This window comes from Flavobacterium amnicola, assembly GCF_004122165.1.
Taxonomy (GTDB): Bacteria; Bacteroidota; Bacteroidia; order Flavobacteriales; family Flavobacteriaceae; genus Flavobacterium; species Flavobacterium amnicola.
In genome coordinates this window covers 806,478-826,734 of record NZ_SBKO01000001.1, presented here as the reverse complement: position 1 = coordinate 826,734, position 20,257 = coordinate 806,478, and the positions used below count along the sequence as shown (strand labels likewise).

The following is a 20,257-nucleotide window of genomic DNA, read 5'->3' as shown; positions in this document are numbered from 1 at the left end:
AAACAAATTCAATTATGAAAAAAAACCTACTAACTGTTGGAAGTATTACGGTATTTTCATTGTTTGGGCATACTACATTTGCTCAAATGACCAAACCAAACCCTGGAATCAACCTGGAGTTTATGGATAGAACCGTTAAACCCGGTGACGATTTTTTTCGTTTCGTAAACGGAACCTGGTATGATAAAACTGAAATCCCAGCCGATAAAACCCGTTGGGGAAGTTTTGACGAACTTCGTCAAAATACCGACAAAGATGCTTTAGCCATCTTGAAAGAAGCGGCTTCAAAAAAATTAGACCCTAAATCAGATCAGGCAAAAGCCGTAAATGTATACCGTACTTTTATGGATACTGTGGCCAGAAACAAACAAGGAATAAAACCTTTAAAACCTTATCTAGCGAAAATAAACGCTATCAAATCAGTTGCAGAAGTTAACCAATTAATCACAGAGATGACTCCTGAAGGTGGACTTGGATTTTACAGCGCTGGAATCGGTCCAGATGCTAAAAATTCCAACCGAAATGTCGTTTACATCAGTTTAGGAAGTGTCGGATTACCTGATCGTGATTATTATGTTTCTGATGATAAGGATTCTAAAGAAAAAAGAGAAAAATATGTGGCTCACGTAGCTAGAATGCTTCAATTTTTAGGTGAAAAACCTGAAATAGCAAAGCAAAATGCCGAAAAAGTATTAGCACTAGAAACTGAAATGGCTCGTCCACGTCTGGATCGTGTGGAACGTCGCGATAGAAGAAAAACATACAACCCAATGACAGTTGCCGATTTGCAAAAAATGACTCCATCAGTTAACTGGAATGGGTATTTACAAGGAATTGGAATTGGAAAAATAGATTCTTTAGTAGTGTCACAACCGAAATATATGGCCGCTTTAGAAGACATTTTCAAAGCAAATAAAGTAGAAGATTGGAAAGCGTATTTACGTTGGACATTGATTAATAAATCAACCGGTGTTTTAACTACCGATATCGAAAATGCCAATTGGGATTTTTACAGCAAAACATTGACCGGCGCTTTAAAACAACGTCCCCGTGAAGAAAGAGCATTGCAAGTGGTAAACGGAGTGGTTGGAGAAGCTCTTGGAAAATTATACGTAGAGAAAAAATTCCCTGCTGAAGCTAAAGAAAAAGCAAAAGCCATGATTGAAAATGTGTTTTTAGCTTTTGAAAACAGAATTAACAACCTTCCATGGATGACACCTGAAACCCGCAAAGGTGCAATCGAAAAATTAAGAAAATCGACTGTAAAAATTGGTTATCCGGACAAGTGGAAAGATTATTCTAAACTTGTAATCGAATCGAAAGAAGAAGGTGGAAACTACTACGATAACATGAAAAATGTAGCGCGTTGGGGCTTTATCGAAAACCTAGCCGATTTACAAAAACCAGTAGACAAAACCCGTTGGGGTATGTCACCACAAACGGTAAACGCCTATTTTAATCCATCTTATAACGAAATTGTTTTCCCTGCAGCTATTTTACAACCTCCTTTCTACGATTACAAAGCAGATGAAGCGGTAAATTATGGTGGAATTGGCGCTGTAATTGGTCACGAAATCTCTCATGGTTTCGATGATTCGGGTTCTCGATATGATGCCGATGGAAACCTAAAAAACTGGTGGACAGAAGATGATTTAAAACAATTTACTGGTCTTGGAGGTGCTTTGGCTGCACAATACAGTGCGTTAGAACCCCTTCCTGGGACATTTGTAGATGGTAAATTTACACTTGGCGAAAATATTGGAGATCTTGGAGGCGTAAATGCAGCTTATGATGGTTTACAATTATTCTTAAAGAAAAATGGAAATCCAGGTTTAATCGATGATTTTACACCAGAACAACGTTTTTATATCTCTTGGGGAACCATTTGGCGTTCTAAAATGAGAGATGAAGCCATCAAAAATCAAGTAAAAACCGATCCGCATTCACCAGGAATGTATCGTGCTTACGTACCACTTCAAAATGTAGATGCTTTTTATCAAGCGTTTGATATTAAAGAAGGAGACAAACTGTATTTAAAACCAGAAAATCGAGTGAAAATTTGGTAATAAAATAATGCAAGAGCCTCGCAAATGTGAGGCTCTTTTTTTTGAAAAAAATCCAAAACATCAGGCAACCAAAAATCACTTTTTATTTTTCAAATCAAATTAGTACATTTGATAAATTAGAATTCTATTTTGAAACCAAACGATATCAAAATTCTTCATTTAGATAGTAATCATGCTTTGTTGTGGAAACAATTGCAAGAAGCTGGCTTTCAAAATTTTGAAGATTTTACATCTTCCAAAGAAGCTGTTGAGTCCAAAATTTCCGATTATCATGGGATTGTGATTCGCAGTCGGTTCAAAATTGACAAAACATTTTTAGACAAAGCCACCAACTTACAATTTATAGCACGAGTGGGTGCTGGTTTAGAAAGCATTGATTGTGATTATGCAAGTGCAAAAAGAATTCACCTCATCGCAGCGCCGGAAGGCAATAGAAATGCAGTTGGCGAACACGCCCTTGGAATGTTACTTTCCCTTTTCAACAATCTCAATACAGCCGATAGTGAAGTGCGATCGGGTCAATGGAACCGGGAATCGAATCGTGGACATGAATTGGATGGAAAAACCGTAGGCATTATTGGTTATGGCAACATGGGAAAAGCGTTTGCCAAAAAACTTCGTGGTTTTGATGTCAAAGTGTTATGCCATGATATTTTAGAAAATGTTGGAGATGAAAATGCGACTCAAGTCAGCTTGACAGAATTACAAGAACAAGCAGACGTTTTGAGTTTACACATCCCTTGGACACCTCAAACCGATAAAATGGTCGATGCTTCTTTTATAAATGCGTTTGCAAAACCATTTTGGCTTATCAATACCGCTCGTGGTAAAAGTGTCGTGACCGCCGATTTAGTGGAAGCTTTGCAATCGGGTAAAATATTAGGCGCAGGATTAGATGTTTTAGAATATGAAAAACTATCGTTTGAAACCCTTTTTGAAGGCGAAAAACCAGCCGCATTTGACACTCTTTTAAAAGCAAAAAACACACTGTTAACTCCGCACATTGCGGGTTGGACACAGGAAAGCAAGATCAAATTAGCACAAGTGATCGTTGATAAAATCATTAAATTGTATCCAAATGAATAAAGTAAGTTATTACATGGTTATGACGATCGGGATTATTACCTGTTTGAGTTTTTTTCCTCATGCTTTTCTCGGTATGCAAGCTGTTTTAGAACACATCGCCAAAGGAGAAATCCAAGAACCTGCCGCTAATGGCATGCGAATGATATGGCTCTATTCTTCCATTATGATGTTGGTATCGGGCATATGGCTTTTAAGTGTTACCCCTCATATTTTAATCGGCAGTCACATTGCTAGAATTCAAGTACTGGTTTTGGGAATTGGCCTTTCCGTATTTGGCTTCGGCTGTACGTATATTTCAGGCAATATAGATGCGATGTTTGCCTTTACCATTGAAGGTATCATTTTAATCATTGCAACCACTTTTTTCTATAAAAAAATTCATCATATAAATAATCATAACTCAAACTAAAAAATGGAAACATCAAAACCAACAGAAACCTGGAACAATCCAGCACAACCTAGACAAGAAAACAAAAAAGTCCTAGCTGGAGTCATGGGCATTTTATTCGGAGGATTAGGAATTCACAAATTCATATTAGGGTATACCACTGAAGGAATTATTCAGCTAGTAATTACTGTTGTGACTTGCGGAATTGGAAGTCTTGTAGGATTTATAGAAGGCATTATTTACCTTACCAAATCAGACGAAGAATTTTATCAAACATATCAAGCCAACAAAAAAGCCTGGTTCTAATAAAATACAAAGCGGTAATCTTAAAGTTACCGCTTTTTTATTACTTCTGCCAAAATACAATTGGTTTCCTTATCTTTGCAAAAGTTTTCAAAAAAATGGCAGAGACACGAATTTTATCGACCAAAAAACTTCAGATCAATCAGAAACAGTTCTTATTGAATGCTGGTTTTTCGGTTATTGAAGCTGATTTTATTCAAATTATGCACCAACCATTCGAATTAAAAAACACGAATGAAACCTTGATTTTTACCAGTCAAAATGCCGTTTATGCCATTCTAGAAAATAAAGAGGTAGAAAAATTAAAAAACAAATCCGTTTTTTGTGTGGGTTTAAAAACCAAAGCACTACTGGAAGAAAAGGGTTTTAAAGTGGAAGCATACACAGGTTATGCAGCCGATTTAGCTGAAATCATCAGTTTGGTTTATGCAGACACTACCTATACTTTTTTTAGTGGCAATTTACGTCGGGACACCTTGCCGGAATTGTTAACCGAAAACGGAATTACATTCAATGAAATTGAAGTCTACCAAACCCTTTTAACTCCTCAAAAAATAAATTCAAAGTCGGATGCCCTCTTGTTTTTCAGTCCATCGGGAGTAGAAAGTTACACTAAAGACAATAAAATTACTACTGAAGTTTGTTTTTGTATTGGAGACACCACCGCAGAAGCAGTCGAAAAGTATAGTCAAAATATCGTAATCGCCAATCAACCTTCTGTTGAGAATGTGATTATCCAATGTATCAATTATTATAAAGCTGATTGCTAAATGCTATTGGCTAAAAGCTAAAAAAAATATGTTAAAAAACGATTTATTCCTACGTGCCTTAAATAACGAATCGGTAGAACGTCCACCCGTTTGGATGATGCGTCAAGCCGGAAGATATTTACCAGAATTTAGAGCATTACGCGATAAGTATGATTTCTTTACGCGTTGTGAAACACCAGAATTAGCCGCAGAAATTACGGTACAACCCATTCGAATTGTACAACCAGATGCGGCCATTTTGTTTTCCGATATTTTGGTAGTGCCACGTGCCATGGGAATTCACGTAGAATTAAAAGACAATTTAGGACCTATTATACCAGATCCAATTCGTACAATGGAACAAGTCAATCAGGTTTTTGTTCCAGATGTTCATGAAACCTTAGGTTATGTTTTCGATGCGATTAAATTAACCAAAGAAATGCTGAACGACGAAGTGCCATTAATTGGTTTCGCAGGTTCGCCTTGGACGATTTTCTGTTATGCAGTAGAAGGAAAAGGTTCCAAAAGTTTTGACACAGCGAAAGGATTTTGTTTCTCCAATCCAGTAGCAGCGCATACGTTATTGCAAAAAATTACCGATACGACTATCTTATACTTGAAAGAAAAAGTAAAAGCAGGTTGTAATGCCATCCAGATTTTTGATTCTTGGGGCGGTATGTTGTCTCCAGTAGATTATAATGAGTTTTCATGGCCATACATCAACCAAATTGTAGATGCCTTGGCAGAAGACACGAAAGTTATCGTTTTCGGAAAAGGTTGTTGGTTTGCTTTGAACGAAATGTCGAAATCAAAAGCATCAGCTTTAGGAGTAGATTGGACTTGTTCACCAAGAAATGCCCGTTATTTATCAGGTGGAAAAATCACTTTACAAGGAAATTTTGATCCAAGTAGATTGTTATCGCCAATTCCAACCATCAAAAAAATGGTACACGAAATGATTGACGAATTCGGAAAAGACAATTACATCGTGAACTTAGGTCACGGGATTTTACCAAATATTCCTGTAGATCATGCGAAAGCATTCATTGAAGCGGTAAAAGAATACCAAAAATAACATCCAAGCACTTAATCCTATGAAAAAAGGGCATTTTATACTTTTGTTTTTCTTAGGTGGTTTTTATTTACAGGCACAAACTGTAGTAAAAGCTAATATCACAACGGCTCTTGGTTTTCCACAAATAGGTGTAGAAACCAGTTTGGGAAAAAATACCAGTTTTCAAGTAGATGCCTTGGCTTCGCTATGGAAATCAATTAATGGCGGTCCACAACAAATGTATATGTTGGTTCCAGAATTCAGATACTATCCCAAAAAAGCATTGGAAGGATTTTATTTTGGTTTACATGTAGGAGGTTCTGCTTATAAACTTCAAAAATGGAATTACATAAATACCGACCATTATCAAAAAGGATACAATGTGATGTATGGTGGCACTTTAGGCTATCAAGTAAAAATTAACGATAAATTTGCCCTTGATGTCTTTTTAGGAGGTGGATCACAACAAGGGTATTACCGAGGCTATTTATTAAGTAGCGGTGAACGTTATGAATCGGCCAAAAAATTTAATAAAAGTGGCGAATGGCTGCCTTACCGTGGTGGCATTATGATTGTTTATAAGTTAAACAGTAAGAATGAAAAATAAATTTTATCAATACATACAAAACTTACAAGACCAAATCTGTAAAGGCCTGGAAGATAGTGACGGAACGGCAAAATTCCGTGAAGATTTATGGCACAGACCAGAAGGCGGTGGCGGAAGAACACGCGTTATCGAAAATGGTGCCGTTTTTGAAAAAGGCGGTGTCAACATTTCGGCAGTTCATGGTAAATTACCGGATTCGATGCAGCAATTATTCAATGTTGGGGAAGCCGATTTTTTTGCTTGTGGTTTGAGCTTGGTAATTCATCCGAAAAACCCAATGGTACCCACGGTTCATGCCAACTGGCGCTATTTTGAAATGTATGATGATAACGGGAAGGTAATCAATAGTTGGTTTGGTGGCGGACAGGATTTAACGCCTTATTATTTGTTTGAAGAAGACGGAAAGCATTTTCATCAAACGTGTAAAACTGCTTGCGACAAACACAATCCGGAATTTTATCCAAAATATAAAAAACAATGTGATGCTTATTTTTGGAATGCTCACCGAAATGAAGCGCGTGGTTTAGGCGGTTTGTTTTTTGATTATTTGAAAGAAACAGAAGACATGAAAATGGAAGATTGGTACAATTTTGTGACAGAAGTTGGCAATTCTTTCTTACAAGCCTATGTTCCGATTGTGGAAAGAAGAAAAGATTTACCATTTACACCTGAACAACGTACTTGGCAAGAAATTCGTCGTGGCCGTTATGTAGAATTCAATTTGGTGCACGATAAAGGCACCCTTTTCGGACTTAAAACCAACGGAAGAATCGAAAGTATCTTGATGAGTTTGCCGCCACATGTGCAATGGCATTACGATCATCATCCTGAAGCGGGTAGCGAAGAAGAAAAGCTGATTAAAGTATTAGAGAATCCAATCGAATGGTTGAATTAGTTTACAGTTAACGGTTAACACTCGATGATTGATTATAGAAAATACAATGTTTGGCAAAAAGGGCATCAATTGGTTTTAGATGTTTATAAATTAACTTCTACTTTTCCGAAAAGTGAACAATTCAATTTAATTTCGCAAATTAATAGAGCTTCACTTTCAATTCCAACAAATATCGCGGAAGGATATGGAAGACAAACACAAAAAGAACTAATTCGATTTTTGTATATTTCTTCAGGTTCAGCACATGAGTTAGAATATTTACTTTTTGTGTCAACCGAATTAAATTTTGTTGAAAAGGAAAAATCAGAAGAACTTCTTTCTGAACTATCTGAAATTAAAAAAATGTTAGCATCACTAATAAATAAAATAAGTGCAACACTATAACTGTTAACTGTAAACCGTTAACTTAAAACTTATAAACTATGTTCCCATTACACAGAGGCAGAAGATTAAGAACTAACGAATCCATCAGAAGTTTAGTTCGTGAAACCACATTAAGTCCAAGTGATTTTATGTTTCCAATGTTTATTACGGAAGGTGAAAACGTGCAGGTCGAGATTCCTTCTATGGTTGGAATTTACCGTCGATCGATTGATTTAACAGTCAAAGAAGTCAAAGAAATATACGATTTAGGAATTCGTGCGGTAAACATTTACGTAAAAGTAAGCGAAGACCTAAAAGACAATACCGGCAAAGAAGCCTGGAATCCCAACGGATTGATGCAACAAGCCATTAAAGCCATTAAATCTGCTTGTCCCAAAATGATTGTAATGCCCGATGTGGCTTTAGACCCGTATTCAATTTACGGTCATGATGGTATAATTGAAAATGGAGATGTAGCCAACGATGCCACGAATGCAGCTTTAGTAAAAATGGCTGTTTCTCATGCGCAAGCGGGAGCCGATTTTGTAGCACCTAGTGATATGATGGACGGAAGAGTGTTGCGTTTACGTGAAGGTTTGGATGCGGCAGGATTTCATAATGTGGGTATCATGAGTTATTCGGCGAAATATGCTTCAGCGTTTTACGGTCCGTTTCGTGATGCCTTAGACAGCGCGCCTAAAGAAGCAGATGTCGAAGTGCCAAAAGATAAAAAAACCTACCAAATGGATTATGCGAATCGCATCGAAGCCGTAAAAGAAGCGTTGTGGGATGTAGAAGAAGGTGCCGATATGGTCATGGTCAAACCGGGAATTGCGTATTTGGACATTGTCCGCGAAGTGAAAAATGCCGTTGATGTGCCTGTAACAGTTTTCCATGTTTCGGGTGAATATGCGATGATTAAAGCGGCTTCAGAAAGAGGCTGGTTGGATCACGACAAAATCATGATGGAACAGTTAATGTGTATTAAAAGAGCCGGTGCGAGTTTGATTTCGACGTATTTTGCGAAAGAAGCCGCTATTTTATTGAATCAGAAATAATTCTTTTAACTACAAATACAAGAATGTTTTGACAAAAGCACACTTAATTATTCGTGAATTCGTGGCAAATTTATAAAATCAATGAAAAAACTAGTATATATCATTTTAATTGGATTGCTGATCTCTTGTAAAAATAAAGAAGAGTATAAAGAACCAACAGAAGTAAACGAAACTTCAGCCCAAAATCCAGAAAATTTAGGAAAAGAAATTTTTGAAGGAAAAGGCGTTTGTTATACCTGTCACAAACCTGAAATCAAAACTGTGGGACCATCCATAAAAGATATCGCCAAATTGTATAAAGAAAAAGGGGGAAGTATTGTCAATTTTCTACAAGAAAAAAGCGAGCCAATCGTCGATCCGAGTCAATATGCTACGATGAAAACGAATTTTGCCATCACCAAAAACCTTCCAAAAGAAGAGCTAAAAGCATTGGAAGCTTATATGCTTAGTTTTTCAAAATAATACAAAAATCAAGTCATCTTCGGATGGCTTTTTATTTAGAATCCTTACTTTTATCAGATGGAAACAGCATTTATCAATTCACCACTAGGCATCACCAAAATTGAAGGGGACGAAAATGGTATTGCGGTAATTTCTGTACTTTCAGAAGGAGAACCCTCAAAAAAGATCCCTCAAGCATTACAAGAAGCAGTCTCGCAATTGCAAGATTATTTCGAAGGTAAGCGTACCGAATTTACGTTCAAACTCAACCCAAAAGGGACTGAATTTCAACAAAAAGTCTGGCAAGAATTACTTACTATTCCTTTCGGAAAAACAACTTCCTATCTCGATTTATCTAAAAAACTAGGGGACGTCAAAGCGATTCGGGCGGTAGCTTCCGCCAATGGCAAAAACCCACTTTGGATTGTAGTACCTTGTCATCGAGTGATTGGTTCCGATGGTTCGTTAACAGGTTATGCGGGTGGATTGTGGCGTAAAAAATGGTTATTAGACCATGAAAATCCATTAAAACAACAAAGTTTATTCTAAAATTGATTATTTTCGTCGTATAAACGCCAAAATAACGATACTATGCTTGACAAAATCCAACTCGAGAACATTCTATTCCTCGACATCGAAACGGTTCCTGAATTCGAAAATTATTCCGATTTAAACACGACCACCCAACAACTTTTTGGTACTAAAACACAATACCAACGTAAAGACGATTTTACCCCTGAAGAATTTTACGAACGTGCCGGCATTTGGGCCGAGTTTGGCAAAATTATTTGCATATCGGTGGGCTATTTTACCTTCAAAAGTGATATTCGCCATTTTAGAGTTACTTCTTTTTTTGGAGAAGAGGCTAAAATTCTAAAGGATTTTTCCAATTTATTGGACAATCATTTCGGTCAGCCACAACACATTTTATGTGGTCATAATGCCAAAGAATTTGATTTTCCTTTTATTGCACGACGAATGATCATTAACAGTATTCCAATTCCGCAAAAATTGAATTTGTTTGGCAAAAAACCTTGGGAAGTGCCTCATTTAGACACCATGGAATTGTGGAAGTTTGGCGATTATAAAACGTTCACTTCTTTAAAATTATTGACATCGGTGTTGGGAATACCATCCCCCAAAGACGACATTGACGGCAGCGAAGTGGCTAAAGTATATTATGAAGAAAAAAATATGGATCGGATTATTATCTATTGCGAAAAAGATGTCATTGCAGTAGCACAAGTCTTGCTTCGATTTAGAAGAGAGGATTTATTAATTGAAGAAGAAATTATTCATGTATAATAAAAAGAGGGGTGATATTTCACCCCTCTTTTATGTTTTCTTCTATTATTATTTATTCAAAACAATTTTCTTAACGGTTTTATGCTTTCCGTTTTCAAGCGTCAATACATACAACCCATCGGCAAAGTTTCCAATGTTTAATGTTTCTATTGATTCGCTTGATTTTTTAGAAGCGATTAACCTCCCTTGAAAATCATAAATCGAATAGATTGTTTCACCTGTAACCATAGCATTCAAATTAATATTCAATAGCCCTTTGGTTGGATTAGGATAAACGGTCATGTTGTTGAAAACAGAATCGTTTAAGCCCAACGATTGTTCTACTTTACAAAAGTTTAAGGCAAAAGTATTGATAGATCCTCCATCCCCAGGACCTACATCAAGCACATGTAAAGTCCACGTTCCTTGTGCATTTAATCCATTCAAATCATAAAGACTTTGGTTTGGTTTTACCGTTCCAGAAACAACCGGTGCAGTAGCTGAACATGAATGATTTACACCCGAATCGTCTAATATCGCTTGAATATTTGGATACGTTGAGTTCGATCCCGCACAAGGTTGATCGAATAAAATAATTTCAGGACTTCCGATAGCGGCAGGCCCTTTTAAGGTAATGATCATATCTCCAATCCAGGTGTGGGTAATATCTACCGTTACATTTAAGTCTCCGATTTTAAAATTATCGGCTACTACAATAGGCACACTTGCAGTAACGTCTTGAGTAGTGGCAATGGTGGCATTACTAAAATCGGTTGCGGTATAAGTATTGGCACCACAAATATATTTTCCTGTCACAAAAGATCGTGTTGCTGAACTCGGACCTGTCGCACAACGATTTGAAGGTATCACTCTCCAATAATACGTGGTTTCTTCAGCTAATCCTGAAACGGCATACGCACCACTTTTAATTCCAGTTACATTTAAAAAGGTAGTCGCAAAAGTATTCGATGTAGAAATCTGTAAATTATAATCTTCTGAATTGTCATCTTCTGCCCATTTAAAAATATAACTGGTTGGAAGGTCTGGATAATTGTTAGTTGGTGCAATTTGATTTACAGCAACAACTGTTGTTGAAAATACTTTTAAAGATTTAAAACGGGTTTCAGTTTCCGAACCATTATTAGCGCTTATCCCTATTGAATAGTTTCCATAAGGAACTGCATTTAAATTGCTAACGGTCATTGTCACTGTTCCATTTGCGCTTAAACTGGTTGGTGAAAAAGAAGCTGTAGCGCCACTTGGTAAATTAATTGCAGAAAAAGTGGAAGTCCCTCCACCAGTTTGCTTGTAATTAAATGTAAAAACAGCATTTTGATTGCTACATACCGTTAAGTCGTCGGAAGTAGATTCTAAAGCAATATTAGACGTAATACCGGTGATTACTAATGCAAATTTTTGATTGCCTCCTACTAAGTTTCCTTTATGGGTTATTGTAACCACATAATCATCCGCTGTAGGAGCATCAATCTTAACTGCTTCTACATTATCAATATTGTTATCTCCAGTTCGGATGGCATTACTAGAAGGCAACGCATCTAATTTCCAAGGAAAATATGTAGTGCTTAATCTTGTAATACGGATATCTAAGTCATTCACCAAAGCTGGAACATTATAGTTGTCACCATGAGTACCATCATTTATAGCGCCTGGCAAATCTGTCCAAGTAGCAGAAGCAATCAGTGGTGTCGCTCCACCTACTGCTCTAACAGTGGTTGTGTAAGTTTGTCCTTGATTTAACGTGATTTCTGATAGTATAGAAGTTAAACCATCTCCCGTAATTGTTTCAGCAGCTTTCTTTGCATTTAACAATCCCCAACCAAAATTTACGTCGGGACCTGGTCTTCCAGTATCATCAGCGGTATGACAGGCCAATCCTTTTAACATAGCCGATCTCATGAAATGGCCGTGTATGTTTCTATAATGTTGTTGCAATAACGTCAAAGTTCCAGTAACATTTGGTGCCGACATCGAGGTACCCGACATAGATGTAGTAGCCGTATTTGAAGTACTGTTAGTTGACGTCAATCCTGCACCATTTCCCGCAATATCTGGCTTAATTCTTCTGTCATCCGTTGGTCCTTGGCTACTGAATGAACTTATAGTTACACTTCCTAAGCTTCCGTCTGCATTGATTGTAGCATCATTGGCACTAGCAACGGTTAGTACGTTTTTCGAAACTTTATTGCCAATTAACTTATCATATCCCGCTTGAATCGGATTGGTATTATTATCGGTTCCGTTATTTCCGGCTGAAAAAACTGGTAAATAATACGTAGACAAATTGGTAATTTCATCCCAAGCTCTAGCGTCTTCCGTGTAGGCACCTACCAACCACGCCGGTGCAACGGCACCATTAGTGGGACTAATTAATGGGACACCATAAGAATGATTTGACAAGATCATCCCTTGTGGTAATTCAGAAATCGCTTCCGACTCATCACCATCAAAACTAAACGTTCTTGCAGTTGCTGCTGTAGCCATCCCTTTTGTAGGTAAAGCAGTTGTAGTATTCCATGGCAAGGCTAAAATAGTACCGGTTACGTGTGTCGGATGAGAGCCATATGTAGTTCCCGTTGGATCATCAATCGTATTTACTCTTCCACCAAAACCACTATGTGTTCTTCGAACTGTCCCACCGTCCCATACACGAGGAACCATTCCTTGGCCATCAAGTGTCAAGCCTAATCCTCCTCCTGTATTCAAATAATTGGTTCGGGTTGAACGGGCTGCTACTACATTATCGGTGCTGTAATAAATAGGATAACCATCACTAGTAACATACATTAATTCTTGGTAAGAGCCGTCTTCATTTAACTTTGATAAGGGCCATCCATTTATTTTTGCCAAAGCCACCGCTTTACTTTTTCGGGCCTCATGCTTGGCTTTAAATTCTATTTCTTTGGTACGGATTTTATCTAAATCATATTCGCTTACCATTTTAGACACATCCTCTTTGGTCTGTGCATAAATGGAAGAAAACATCAAAGAAATAATCCCCAAAATTAATTTTGTTTTCATGAATTAATTTTTAGTTTTTTAATAAATTTTTGCGAATATACTAAGACTTCTCCTTGTTTTGAAATAAATTCAATTATATATCCAATAATTATACGAATACTACTATTTTTACAAAAAATACTTTTATGGTTTTAAGCAGATTTTGGTTAGTAATATTTATTTCATCGATTTTATTTATCGTAGTCGCACTGTTTTCAGGAAATAATTATGCGATTGATTATGTTTTAAATGGGAAGAAAGATGATCCTATTTTAGTATCTGAGAAGTATTTGAATGATATTCCAAAATTTGTCAAAGACAGTATCGAAAAAGCCCCTGAAATGACTCTGGTTGTCAATCGTGATACTTTAAATAGCGATACTACTTATGTTTTCAAAAATAAAACGGTTAAAATATACAGTGGCATTCAGAAATCTGACGGATTATTGCCAACTTGTAAAAACAGTTTGTTGGATTTAATCATCCCGTTGATTGCCTATTTGGCCTTCTTCTGTGGCATCATGGAATTGCTAATCATTTCTGGTGCTTCGGAAAAATTAGCTAAAAAATTAAGTCCGATGTTTGCAAAAGTCTTTCCTTCGGTACCCAAAAACCATGAATCCATTTCGTACATGACTTTAAATTTTGCCGCCAATTTTCTTGGATTGGATTCGGCTGCCACTCCTTTCGGACTAAAAGCCATGCAAAGTTTACAAGAAATCAACCCCGATAAAGACAAAGCCAGTGATGCTCAAATTATGTTCATGTGTTTGCATGCCGCAGGTTTGACCTTAATCCCAACTTCGATTATTGGCTATCGTGCTGCCGAAAATGCCGCCAATCCCGCCGATGTTATGTTGCCTTGTGTGATAACGTCTTTTATCGGAACTATCGCGGCCTTTTTAATTGTAGGAATTCGTCAAAAAGTAAATTTCAAAAGCGCTGGATTATTAGCCGCGCTTATGGGAGTTATTGGAGGAATTGTAGGTTTGCTTTTCTATATCAATAGTTTGGATTTAATCGGGAAAAACCATTTTACAGGAAATTTATCAGGATTAATGCTAATTGCAATTATTGCCTTTACATTAATTTTCTCTTTCATTCACGAGAAAAAATTTACGGCACACGCGACCACGATTTTTGACACTTTTGTGGACGGCGCTAAAAACGGCTTGAATACTGGAGTTAAAATTTTCCCTTATGTTATGGGGATGTTGGTAGCGATTTCACTTTTTAGAAATAGTGGTTTGTTTGAAATCATTAGTAACGGCATTTCGTTTGCTTTTTCGAACATTGGAGTAGCCAAGGATATTACTGATGCCTTACCAGTTGCCATGTTACGTCCATTCAGTTCGGGAGGATCACGTGGCTTCATGATTGACGCGATGCGAAACTTCGGGCCGGATTCTTTTACCGGTCGATTAACCTGTATTTTTCAATGTAGTGCCGAAACCACATTTTATGTCATTGCGGTGTATTTTGGATCGGTAAATATCAAAAACACACGTTATACGTTAAGCACTATGTTGCTGGTAGATTTGATTTGTGTGATTGCTGCCATTTTTGTGGCTGGATGGTTTTTTTAAGCGATGAGAACTTTAGGTTTTTTAATTGTAATATTCTTTTTTTTTAGTTGTAAAAAACAGGAATCATTAGCCACGTCTACTGCAACAAAATCGGATTCCCTTATTCTCGTTTCTGATTCGGCTACTAATGGAAATGCAAAAAAACTAAAAATAGATACTGTTTTCTTTAGTTATGATGAGAAGACGAAACTAAATGATTATGCTTTAATTTCTGTTTTAGATAAAAAGTATACTGAAGACAGCATTGCTTCGGCTACTTTTAAAATCGATTTTATGTTTAAAAAACAATTGGTGTATTCGCATCAATTAAAAGTAAAAAACATTGATAATGGTTCCGAGTGGTATGGAAATCTAGAATTAGATTCTATTTCTTCTACCTTAAAGACCATCACCTTAGGTTATCCTGCTTGTGGATATTTACAACGGGAATTTTTATTTTATATCAACCCTAAGACTAAGTCAGCTTTAGTAAACCAATGGGAATCTATGAGTGATAGTGGTTGGGGAACTTGGAGTCGAGTAATTTCAGGAAAACAAGAAAATTTTATTTTTAGAACAACGTCTTTTTCTCCAAAAGATGATGAAATTGAAGAGATTGGTAGGGCAGAATATTCCGATTCCATTGAATTTAAACTAGTACATAATAGATGGATTCGAATTTATAAAACCCCAAAAGGAAAAGTATATCGAAATGAAATCAAATCTTTTGATGCGTTTCATAAAATAGATGGCTAATTTTTAAAATATTCTATAAATATTTCTACTTTTATCCCGCCCTAAATAATTAATATAATGAAGAATAACTTTACCAAATACCTACTGGTAGCGCTTACACTTTGTGCCTCTTTTTCGCTATTTGCACAAGAACCGGATAGTCGATCGACATTCGATATCATGAATGCTCCCGATCCAGAAAAATACAAAGAACTCAACCTAAACAATCGAAGTTTAACCAAATTGCCTTTAGAAATCGGTCGTTTTGTTAATTTGGAAAGATTATGGTTGAATTATAACAATTTACAATCGCTTCCCATAGAAATTAGTAAACTGACCAAATTGCGTGAATTGTATATCAACAACAATCAGTTTATGCGTTTTCCAATCGAAATTGGAAAAGTACCTAGTTTAGAAAAATTAGAAATGCAGAAAAATAAGCTGGAAAATGTTTCGATGCATATTGGTAAACTGAGCCGATTGCGAAAAATGAATTTCAACTACAATAAAATTGAAGCCATTCCTGTCGAAATCGGTCAATTAACCAGTTTAACGGAAATGTCTTTTTTTGACAATAAAATCAAAGTGATTCCGGTCGAAATAGGTTTCTTAACGAAACTAAAAGTCATCAATGTTGAAAAAAACGCCATTGCTGAAATTCCAGTAGAATTTGGAAATATTACCTCCTTAACCGATTTGAATTTTAAAAACAATCTAATTCAAGTTGCTCCTGTAGAATTGAGCAACCTTATCAATTTGAAAAGTTTGATATTGGATAAAAATCAAATTAAAAAGATTCCAGTCGACTATAGCAAACTGACGAACCTTACAGTGTTAGATTTAGACGACAACTTGCTGAGAACCATCCCGCAGGAGTTTATCAATTTGGTCAATTTAAAAGAATTGTATTTGGGCGGCAATGTTTGGGTGAGTTTTCCTGAAAATTTAAACGAAATGATCACCAAACTCGAATTTGGACAATCCCAAATCGTTAAAAAAATGATTTTAAAATTATAACAATTTCTAAAGGCCGATTTTCATCGGCTTTTTTTATTTGTATCTTTACGCAACAAAATTTTGCTACATGGACTTTTTATACCAAGACCCGTATCCAATTCTTAAAGACGATACCCAATACAAAAAATTAACTTCCGATTATGTACAAATAACACAATTGGGAGAAAGAGAAATCCTAACCGTTGACCCAAAAGGTTTAGAATTGTTAGCCGAAGAAGCTATGAAAGACGTTTCTTTTATGTTACGTTCTTCCCACTTGCAAAAGCTAAAAAATATTATTGATGACCCAGAAGCGACCGATAATGATCGTTTTGTGGCGTATAATTTATTGCAAAATGCAGTAGTAGCCGTTGATGGGGAATTACCCTCTTGTCAGGATACTGGAACGGCCATTGTCATGGGGAAAAAAGGAGAAAACGTATACACCGGTGTAGACGATGGCGAATGGCTATCAAAAGGCATTTTCAATACCTACCAAAATAAAAACCTTCGTTACTCGCAAATTGTTCCGATTTCAATGTTTGAAGAAAAGAACTCAGGTTCTAATCTTCCAGCACAGATTGATATTTATGCCAAAAAAGGAAGTTCCTACGAGTTTTTATTTTTGACCAAAGGAGGAGGCTCTGCCAATAAAACCTTCTTATACCAAAAAACAAAATCATTATTGAATGAAAAATCAATGGATGAGTTTGTTCGTGAGAAAATCAAAGATTTAGGTACTTCCGCTTGCCCACCTTACCATTTGGCTTTGGTAATTGGTGGTACTTCTGCAGAAGCGAATTTGGCTGCCGTTAAAAAAGCCTCGGCAGGCTATTATGACAACCTTCCTACTTCTGGAAACATGTCGGGGCAAGCGTTTCGCGATTTAGAATGGGAAGCTAAAGTCCAAAAGATCTGTCAAGAAAGTCATATTGGAGCGCAATTCGGTGGAAAATATTTAACCCATGATGTTCGTGTGATTCGATTACCACGTCACGCCGCTTCTTGTCCGGTGGGAATGGGTGTTTCTTGTTCGGCCGACAGAAATATTAAAGGAAAAATTACCAAAGAAGGTATTTTCTTAGAGCAATTGGAAACCAATCCGAAACAATTTTTACCGGAAACGGCACCACATTTAGAACCAGCTGTTGAAATTGACTTGAACCGACCAATGCAAGAAGTATTGGCAGAATTGTCGAAATATCCTATCAAAACGCGATTAAAACTAAACGGAACGTTGATTGTAGCCCGTGATATTGCACACGCAAAAATCAAAGAATTGTTAGATGCTGGGCAACCAATGCCAGAGTATTTCAAAAACCATCCTGTGTATTATGCCGGTCCTGCAAAAACTCCAGAGGGAATGCCTTCAGGAAGTTTTGGACCAACTACAGCAGGTCGTATGGACGTCTATGTGGAAGAATTTCAAGCCGCAGGTGGAAGTATGATCATGTTGGCCAAAGGAAACCGTAGCAAAGATGTGATGAATGCCTGTCATAAATATGGCGGATTCTATTTGGGTTCTATTGGTGGTCCAGCAGCGATTTTAGCCAAAGAAAACATTCTTTCGGTAGAAGTGGTCGATTTTGAAGAATTAGGCATGGAAGCCGTTCGTAAAATCGAAGTCAAAGACTTTCCCGCTTTTATCATTACCGATGATAAAGGAAATGATTTCTTCGCGAATTTATAATTTTCAATACTGATTCAAAGTTTACATATCGTTAAATAAAAAGGTCCCGCAATTGCGGGACCTTTTTATATCTATTTGCTTGGATTATTTAGAAATAATCAAGAATTCTGAACGACGGTTCGTAGCGTGTTGCTCTTCCGAACAAGGATCACAAACCACTTTCGGAGAGGTTTCTCCCATACCTTGTCCTGAAATTCGTTCGGCAGCAATTCCTTTAGAAATTACATACTGAACCGTAGATTTTGCTCTTCTCTCTGAAAGATTAAGATTGTACTTGTCATTTCCACGTGAATCGGTGTGTGATTTAGCCGAAATAACCATTTTAGGGTACTTGCTCATTACATCCACTAATTTATCCAATTCAGAGGCTCCTAATTGCGTTATATTGCTTCTGTTAAACTCGAAATAAACATCATTAAGAATAACTTCCGTTTCGGTAACGATGGCTTCCGTAGGATTTAATAAAATTTCAAGAGGTGTTTCCCCTTTTGATTTTTGTAATGTAACCGAACTACTGATGAAACCATAACGATCAGCATTAACCGTATAAACTTTATCACAATCTAAATTTAAAGAAGCTGTTCCGTTATCAGAAGTAGTCCCGTTCGCAGCCACAACACCTTTATCATCAACAAAAGCCAAGGTTGCTTGTGATAATACTTCGCCTGTTTTAGCATTTTTTACCGTTGCCAATAAATCTACATTACATACTGGAATGGCTTGATAAATATCATCATCACCTTTTCCTCCTTCTCTATTACTAGAAAAGAAAGCAAGGTTTTTAGCTTGATTAAATGAAAATCCGAAATCATCTTTTTCAGTATTCACTGGAGCTCCAAGATTGACTATTTTTTTAGTATTCATATTGTATGAGAATACATCCAATCCTCCAAAACTCGTATTTCCATTAGAAGAAAAATACAAGGTGTTATCGTCTGCAATAAAAGGAAATTGCTCTGAACCTTCTGTATTAATTGGTCCACCTAGATTTTCTGGAGTTCCAAAAGTTCCGTCGCTATTCACCGAAATTTTCCAAATATCATTACCCCCAATTCCACCAGGACGGTCAGAATTAAAGTATAATGTAGTTCCATCTTTACTTAAAGAAGGATTAGAGGTATTGAATTCTTTTCCATTAAATGATAATGCCGTGATATTTTCCCATTTACCCTCTTTATTGGTAGCTTTGAAAAGGTACATTTTACCGAATTTATTTTTCTTGTCGTCTGATTTTACAAAATCATTTTCGAAAAAACTTTCTCTAGTAAAATAAATAGTATTTCCATCTGCCGATAAGGCTACTGGACCTTCATGGAATTTAGTATTCAATTCTGTGATTGTAGTCACTTCGCCATTGGCTTTATTATCTGTAAAATCGACTTTATACAAATCCAATTTAGGTTGTCCGTTCCAGTTATAGGTTTTTCTAGATTCGTTTCTAGCCGAAGACATATATAGTGTATTCCCGTTTAAAAGAGCACCAAAATCAGAATATTTACTATTGATTTCTATCGAATTTACATCAAATTGCTTTTTTTGTTTGGACAAATTAGCTACATAATTTTTTTCTGCTAGGTAATTTTTTGCTCTAGAATCGCCAGGTGATGCTGCAGCAAATTTGTCCATTAGAGTATTTGCTTCCTCGTACTTTTTATTAGCTTTTAGCATTTGAGCATAGCGGAAATAGGTTTCCCCATCTTGAGGTGTTTCTACCGTTTTGGCGTACCATTTTTCGGCTTCAACAGCGTTGAACATATTATAATAACAATCTGCTAATTGTTTGTACACGTATGTATCGGCTTTTTGTTTATCGACTAGTTTAAGATATTCTTTAGCAGCCGTTACATATTCATAACTCTTATAAAGTTTATCAGCCGACTTTGTATCATTGTTTTGAGAATAACCACTAAAAAAAGTTAAAACAAAACTTAAGGAAATATATATTTTTTTCATCTTCAA

The 20,257-nt window shown here is 36.5% G+C and carries 19 protein-coding genes; 17 read left to right on the top strand and 2 right to left on the bottom strand.

Annotated features, from left to right (window positions below):
• The first annotated feature begins 14 nt into the window (after positions 1-14).
• The 13 genes from EQG63_RS03700 (at position 15) to EQG63_RS03640 (ending at position 10,315) form a co-directional block, all read left to right on the top strand.
• The gene (locus EQG63_RS03700) at positions 15-2,066 is read left to right on the top strand and encodes a M13 family metallopeptidase (protein ID WP_129434551.1); all 2,052 of its coding nucleotides are present in this window, start codon (positions 15-17) and stop codon (positions 2,064-2,066) included.
• A gap of 129 nt (positions 2,067-2,195) precedes the next feature.
• The gene (locus EQG63_RS03695; protein WP_129434549.1) at positions 2,196-3,152 is read left to right on the top strand and encodes a 2-hydroxyacid dehydrogenase; all 957 of its coding nucleotides are present in this window, start codon (positions 2,196-2,198) and stop codon (positions 3,150-3,152) included.
• Positions 3,145-3,561, top strand: coding sequence for a hypothetical protein (locus EQG63_RS03690; RefSeq protein WP_129434547.1), 417 nt, complete (start codon positions 3,145-3,147; stop codon positions 3,559-3,561). The genes EQG63_RS03695 and EQG63_RS03690 overlap by 8 nt, the downstream gene beginning before the upstream one ends.
• Positions 3,562-3,564: 3 nt before the next feature.
• Positions 3,565-3,846 carry a TM2 domain-containing protein gene (locus tag EQG63_RS03685; protein ID WP_129434545.1) on the top strand — a complete coding sequence of 94 codons (282 nt, stop codon included), beginning with the start codon at positions 3,565-3,567 and terminating at the stop codon, positions 3,844-3,846.
• Positions 3,847-3,941: 95 nt separating this feature from the next.
• Complete coding sequence (locus EQG63_RS03680) at positions 3,942-4,613, top strand: uroporphyrinogen-III synthase (RefSeq protein ID WP_129434543.1); 672 nt, start codon at positions 3,942-3,944, stop codon at positions 4,611-4,613.
• Between the two features lie 28 nt (positions 4,614-4,641).
• A complete protein-coding gene (hemE, locus tag EQG63_RS03675) occupies positions 4,642-5,667 on the top strand; it encodes a uroporphyrinogen decarboxylase (protein WP_129434541.1) in 1,026 nt (341 codons plus the stop codon).
• A 19-nt stretch (positions 5,668-5,686) separates the two neighbouring features.
• The gene (locus EQG63_RS03670) at positions 5,687-6,253 is read left to right on the top strand and encodes a DUF3575 domain-containing protein (RefSeq protein ID WP_129434539.1); all 567 of its coding nucleotides are present in this window, start codon (positions 5,687-5,689) and stop codon (positions 6,251-6,253) included.
• Positions 6,243-7,148 carry an oxygen-dependent coproporphyrinogen oxidase gene (gene hemF, locus EQG63_RS03665; RefSeq protein ID WP_129434537.1) on the top strand — a complete coding sequence of 302 codons (906 nt, stop codon included), beginning with the start codon at positions 6,243-6,245 and terminating at the stop codon, positions 7,146-7,148. Before EQG63_RS03670 ends, hemF begins: the two co-directional genes overlap by 11 nt.
• A gap of 24 nt (positions 7,149-7,172) precedes the next feature.
• The gene (locus EQG63_RS03660) at positions 7,173-7,532 is read left to right on the top strand and encodes a four helix bundle protein (protein WP_129434535.1); all 360 of its coding nucleotides are present in this window, start codon (positions 7,173-7,175) and stop codon (positions 7,530-7,532) included.
• Between the two features lie 38 nt (positions 7,533-7,570).
• Positions 7,571-8,569 carry a porphobilinogen synthase gene (hemB, locus tag EQG63_RS03655; protein WP_129434533.1) on the top strand — a complete coding sequence of 333 codons (999 nt, stop codon included), beginning with the start codon at positions 7,571-7,573 and terminating at the stop codon, positions 8,567-8,569.
• An 81-nt stretch (positions 8,570-8,650) separates the two neighbouring features.
• Positions 8,651-9,031, top strand: coding sequence for a c-type cytochrome (locus tag EQG63_RS03650; protein ID WP_129434531.1), 381 nt, complete (start codon positions 8,651-8,653; stop codon positions 9,029-9,031).
• A 57-nt stretch (positions 9,032-9,088) separates the two neighbouring features.
• On the top strand, positions 9,089-9,559 hold the full coding sequence (locus tag EQG63_RS03645) for a methylated-DNA--[protein]-cysteine S-methyltransferase (protein ID WP_129434529.1): 471 nt from the start codon (positions 9,089-9,091) through the stop codon (positions 9,557-9,559).
• 42 nt (positions 9,560-9,601) lie between these two features.
• The gene (locus EQG63_RS03640; RefSeq protein WP_129434527.1) at positions 9,602-10,315 is read left to right on the top strand and encodes a 3'-5' exonuclease; all 714 of its coding nucleotides are present in this window, start codon (positions 9,602-9,604) and stop codon (positions 10,313-10,315) included.
• Positions 10,316-10,363: 48 nt separating this feature from the next.
• Here EQG63_RS03640 and EQG63_RS03635 read toward each other — a convergent pair whose 3' ends face one another.
• A complete protein-coding gene (locus tag EQG63_RS03635; RefSeq protein WP_129434526.1) occupies positions 10,364-13,333 on the bottom strand; it encodes a S8 family serine peptidase in 2,970 nt (989 codons plus the stop codon).
• Between the two features lie 125 nt (positions 13,334-13,458).
• Here EQG63_RS03635 and EQG63_RS03630 point away from each other — a divergent pair, with 125 nt between their 5' ends.
• From EQG63_RS03630 to EQG63_RS03615, 4 genes are all read left to right on the top strand, one after another.
• A complete protein-coding gene (locus tag EQG63_RS03630; protein WP_129434524.1) occupies positions 13,459-14,898 on the top strand; it encodes a nucleoside recognition domain-containing protein in 1,440 nt (479 codons plus the stop codon).
• 3 nt (positions 14,899-14,901) lie between these two features.
• On the top strand, positions 14,902-15,633 hold the full coding sequence (locus EQG63_RS03625; RefSeq protein ID WP_129434522.1) for a hypothetical protein: 732 nt from the start codon (positions 14,902-14,904) through the stop codon (positions 15,631-15,633).
• Between the two features lie 57 nt (positions 15,634-15,690).
• Positions 15,691-16,629, top strand: coding sequence for a leucine-rich repeat domain-containing protein (locus tag EQG63_RS03620; RefSeq protein WP_129434520.1), 939 nt, complete (start codon positions 15,691-15,693; stop codon positions 16,627-16,629).
• Positions 16,630-16,696: 67 nt separating this feature from the next.
• The gene (locus EQG63_RS03615) at positions 16,697-18,298 is read left to right on the top strand and encodes a fumarate hydratase (protein WP_129434518.1); all 1,602 of its coding nucleotides are present in this window, start codon (positions 16,697-16,699) and stop codon (positions 18,296-18,298) included.
• A gap of 84 nt (positions 18,299-18,382) precedes the next feature.
• Here EQG63_RS03615 and EQG63_RS03610 read toward each other — a convergent pair whose 3' ends face one another.
• Positions 18,383-20,251: an OmpA family protein gene (locus EQG63_RS03610; RefSeq protein ID WP_129434516.1), complete on the bottom strand. Its 1,869-nt coding sequence runs from the start codon at positions 20,249-20,251 to the stop codon at positions 18,383-18,385.
• Between the last annotated feature and the right edge of the window lie 6 nt (positions 20,252-20,257).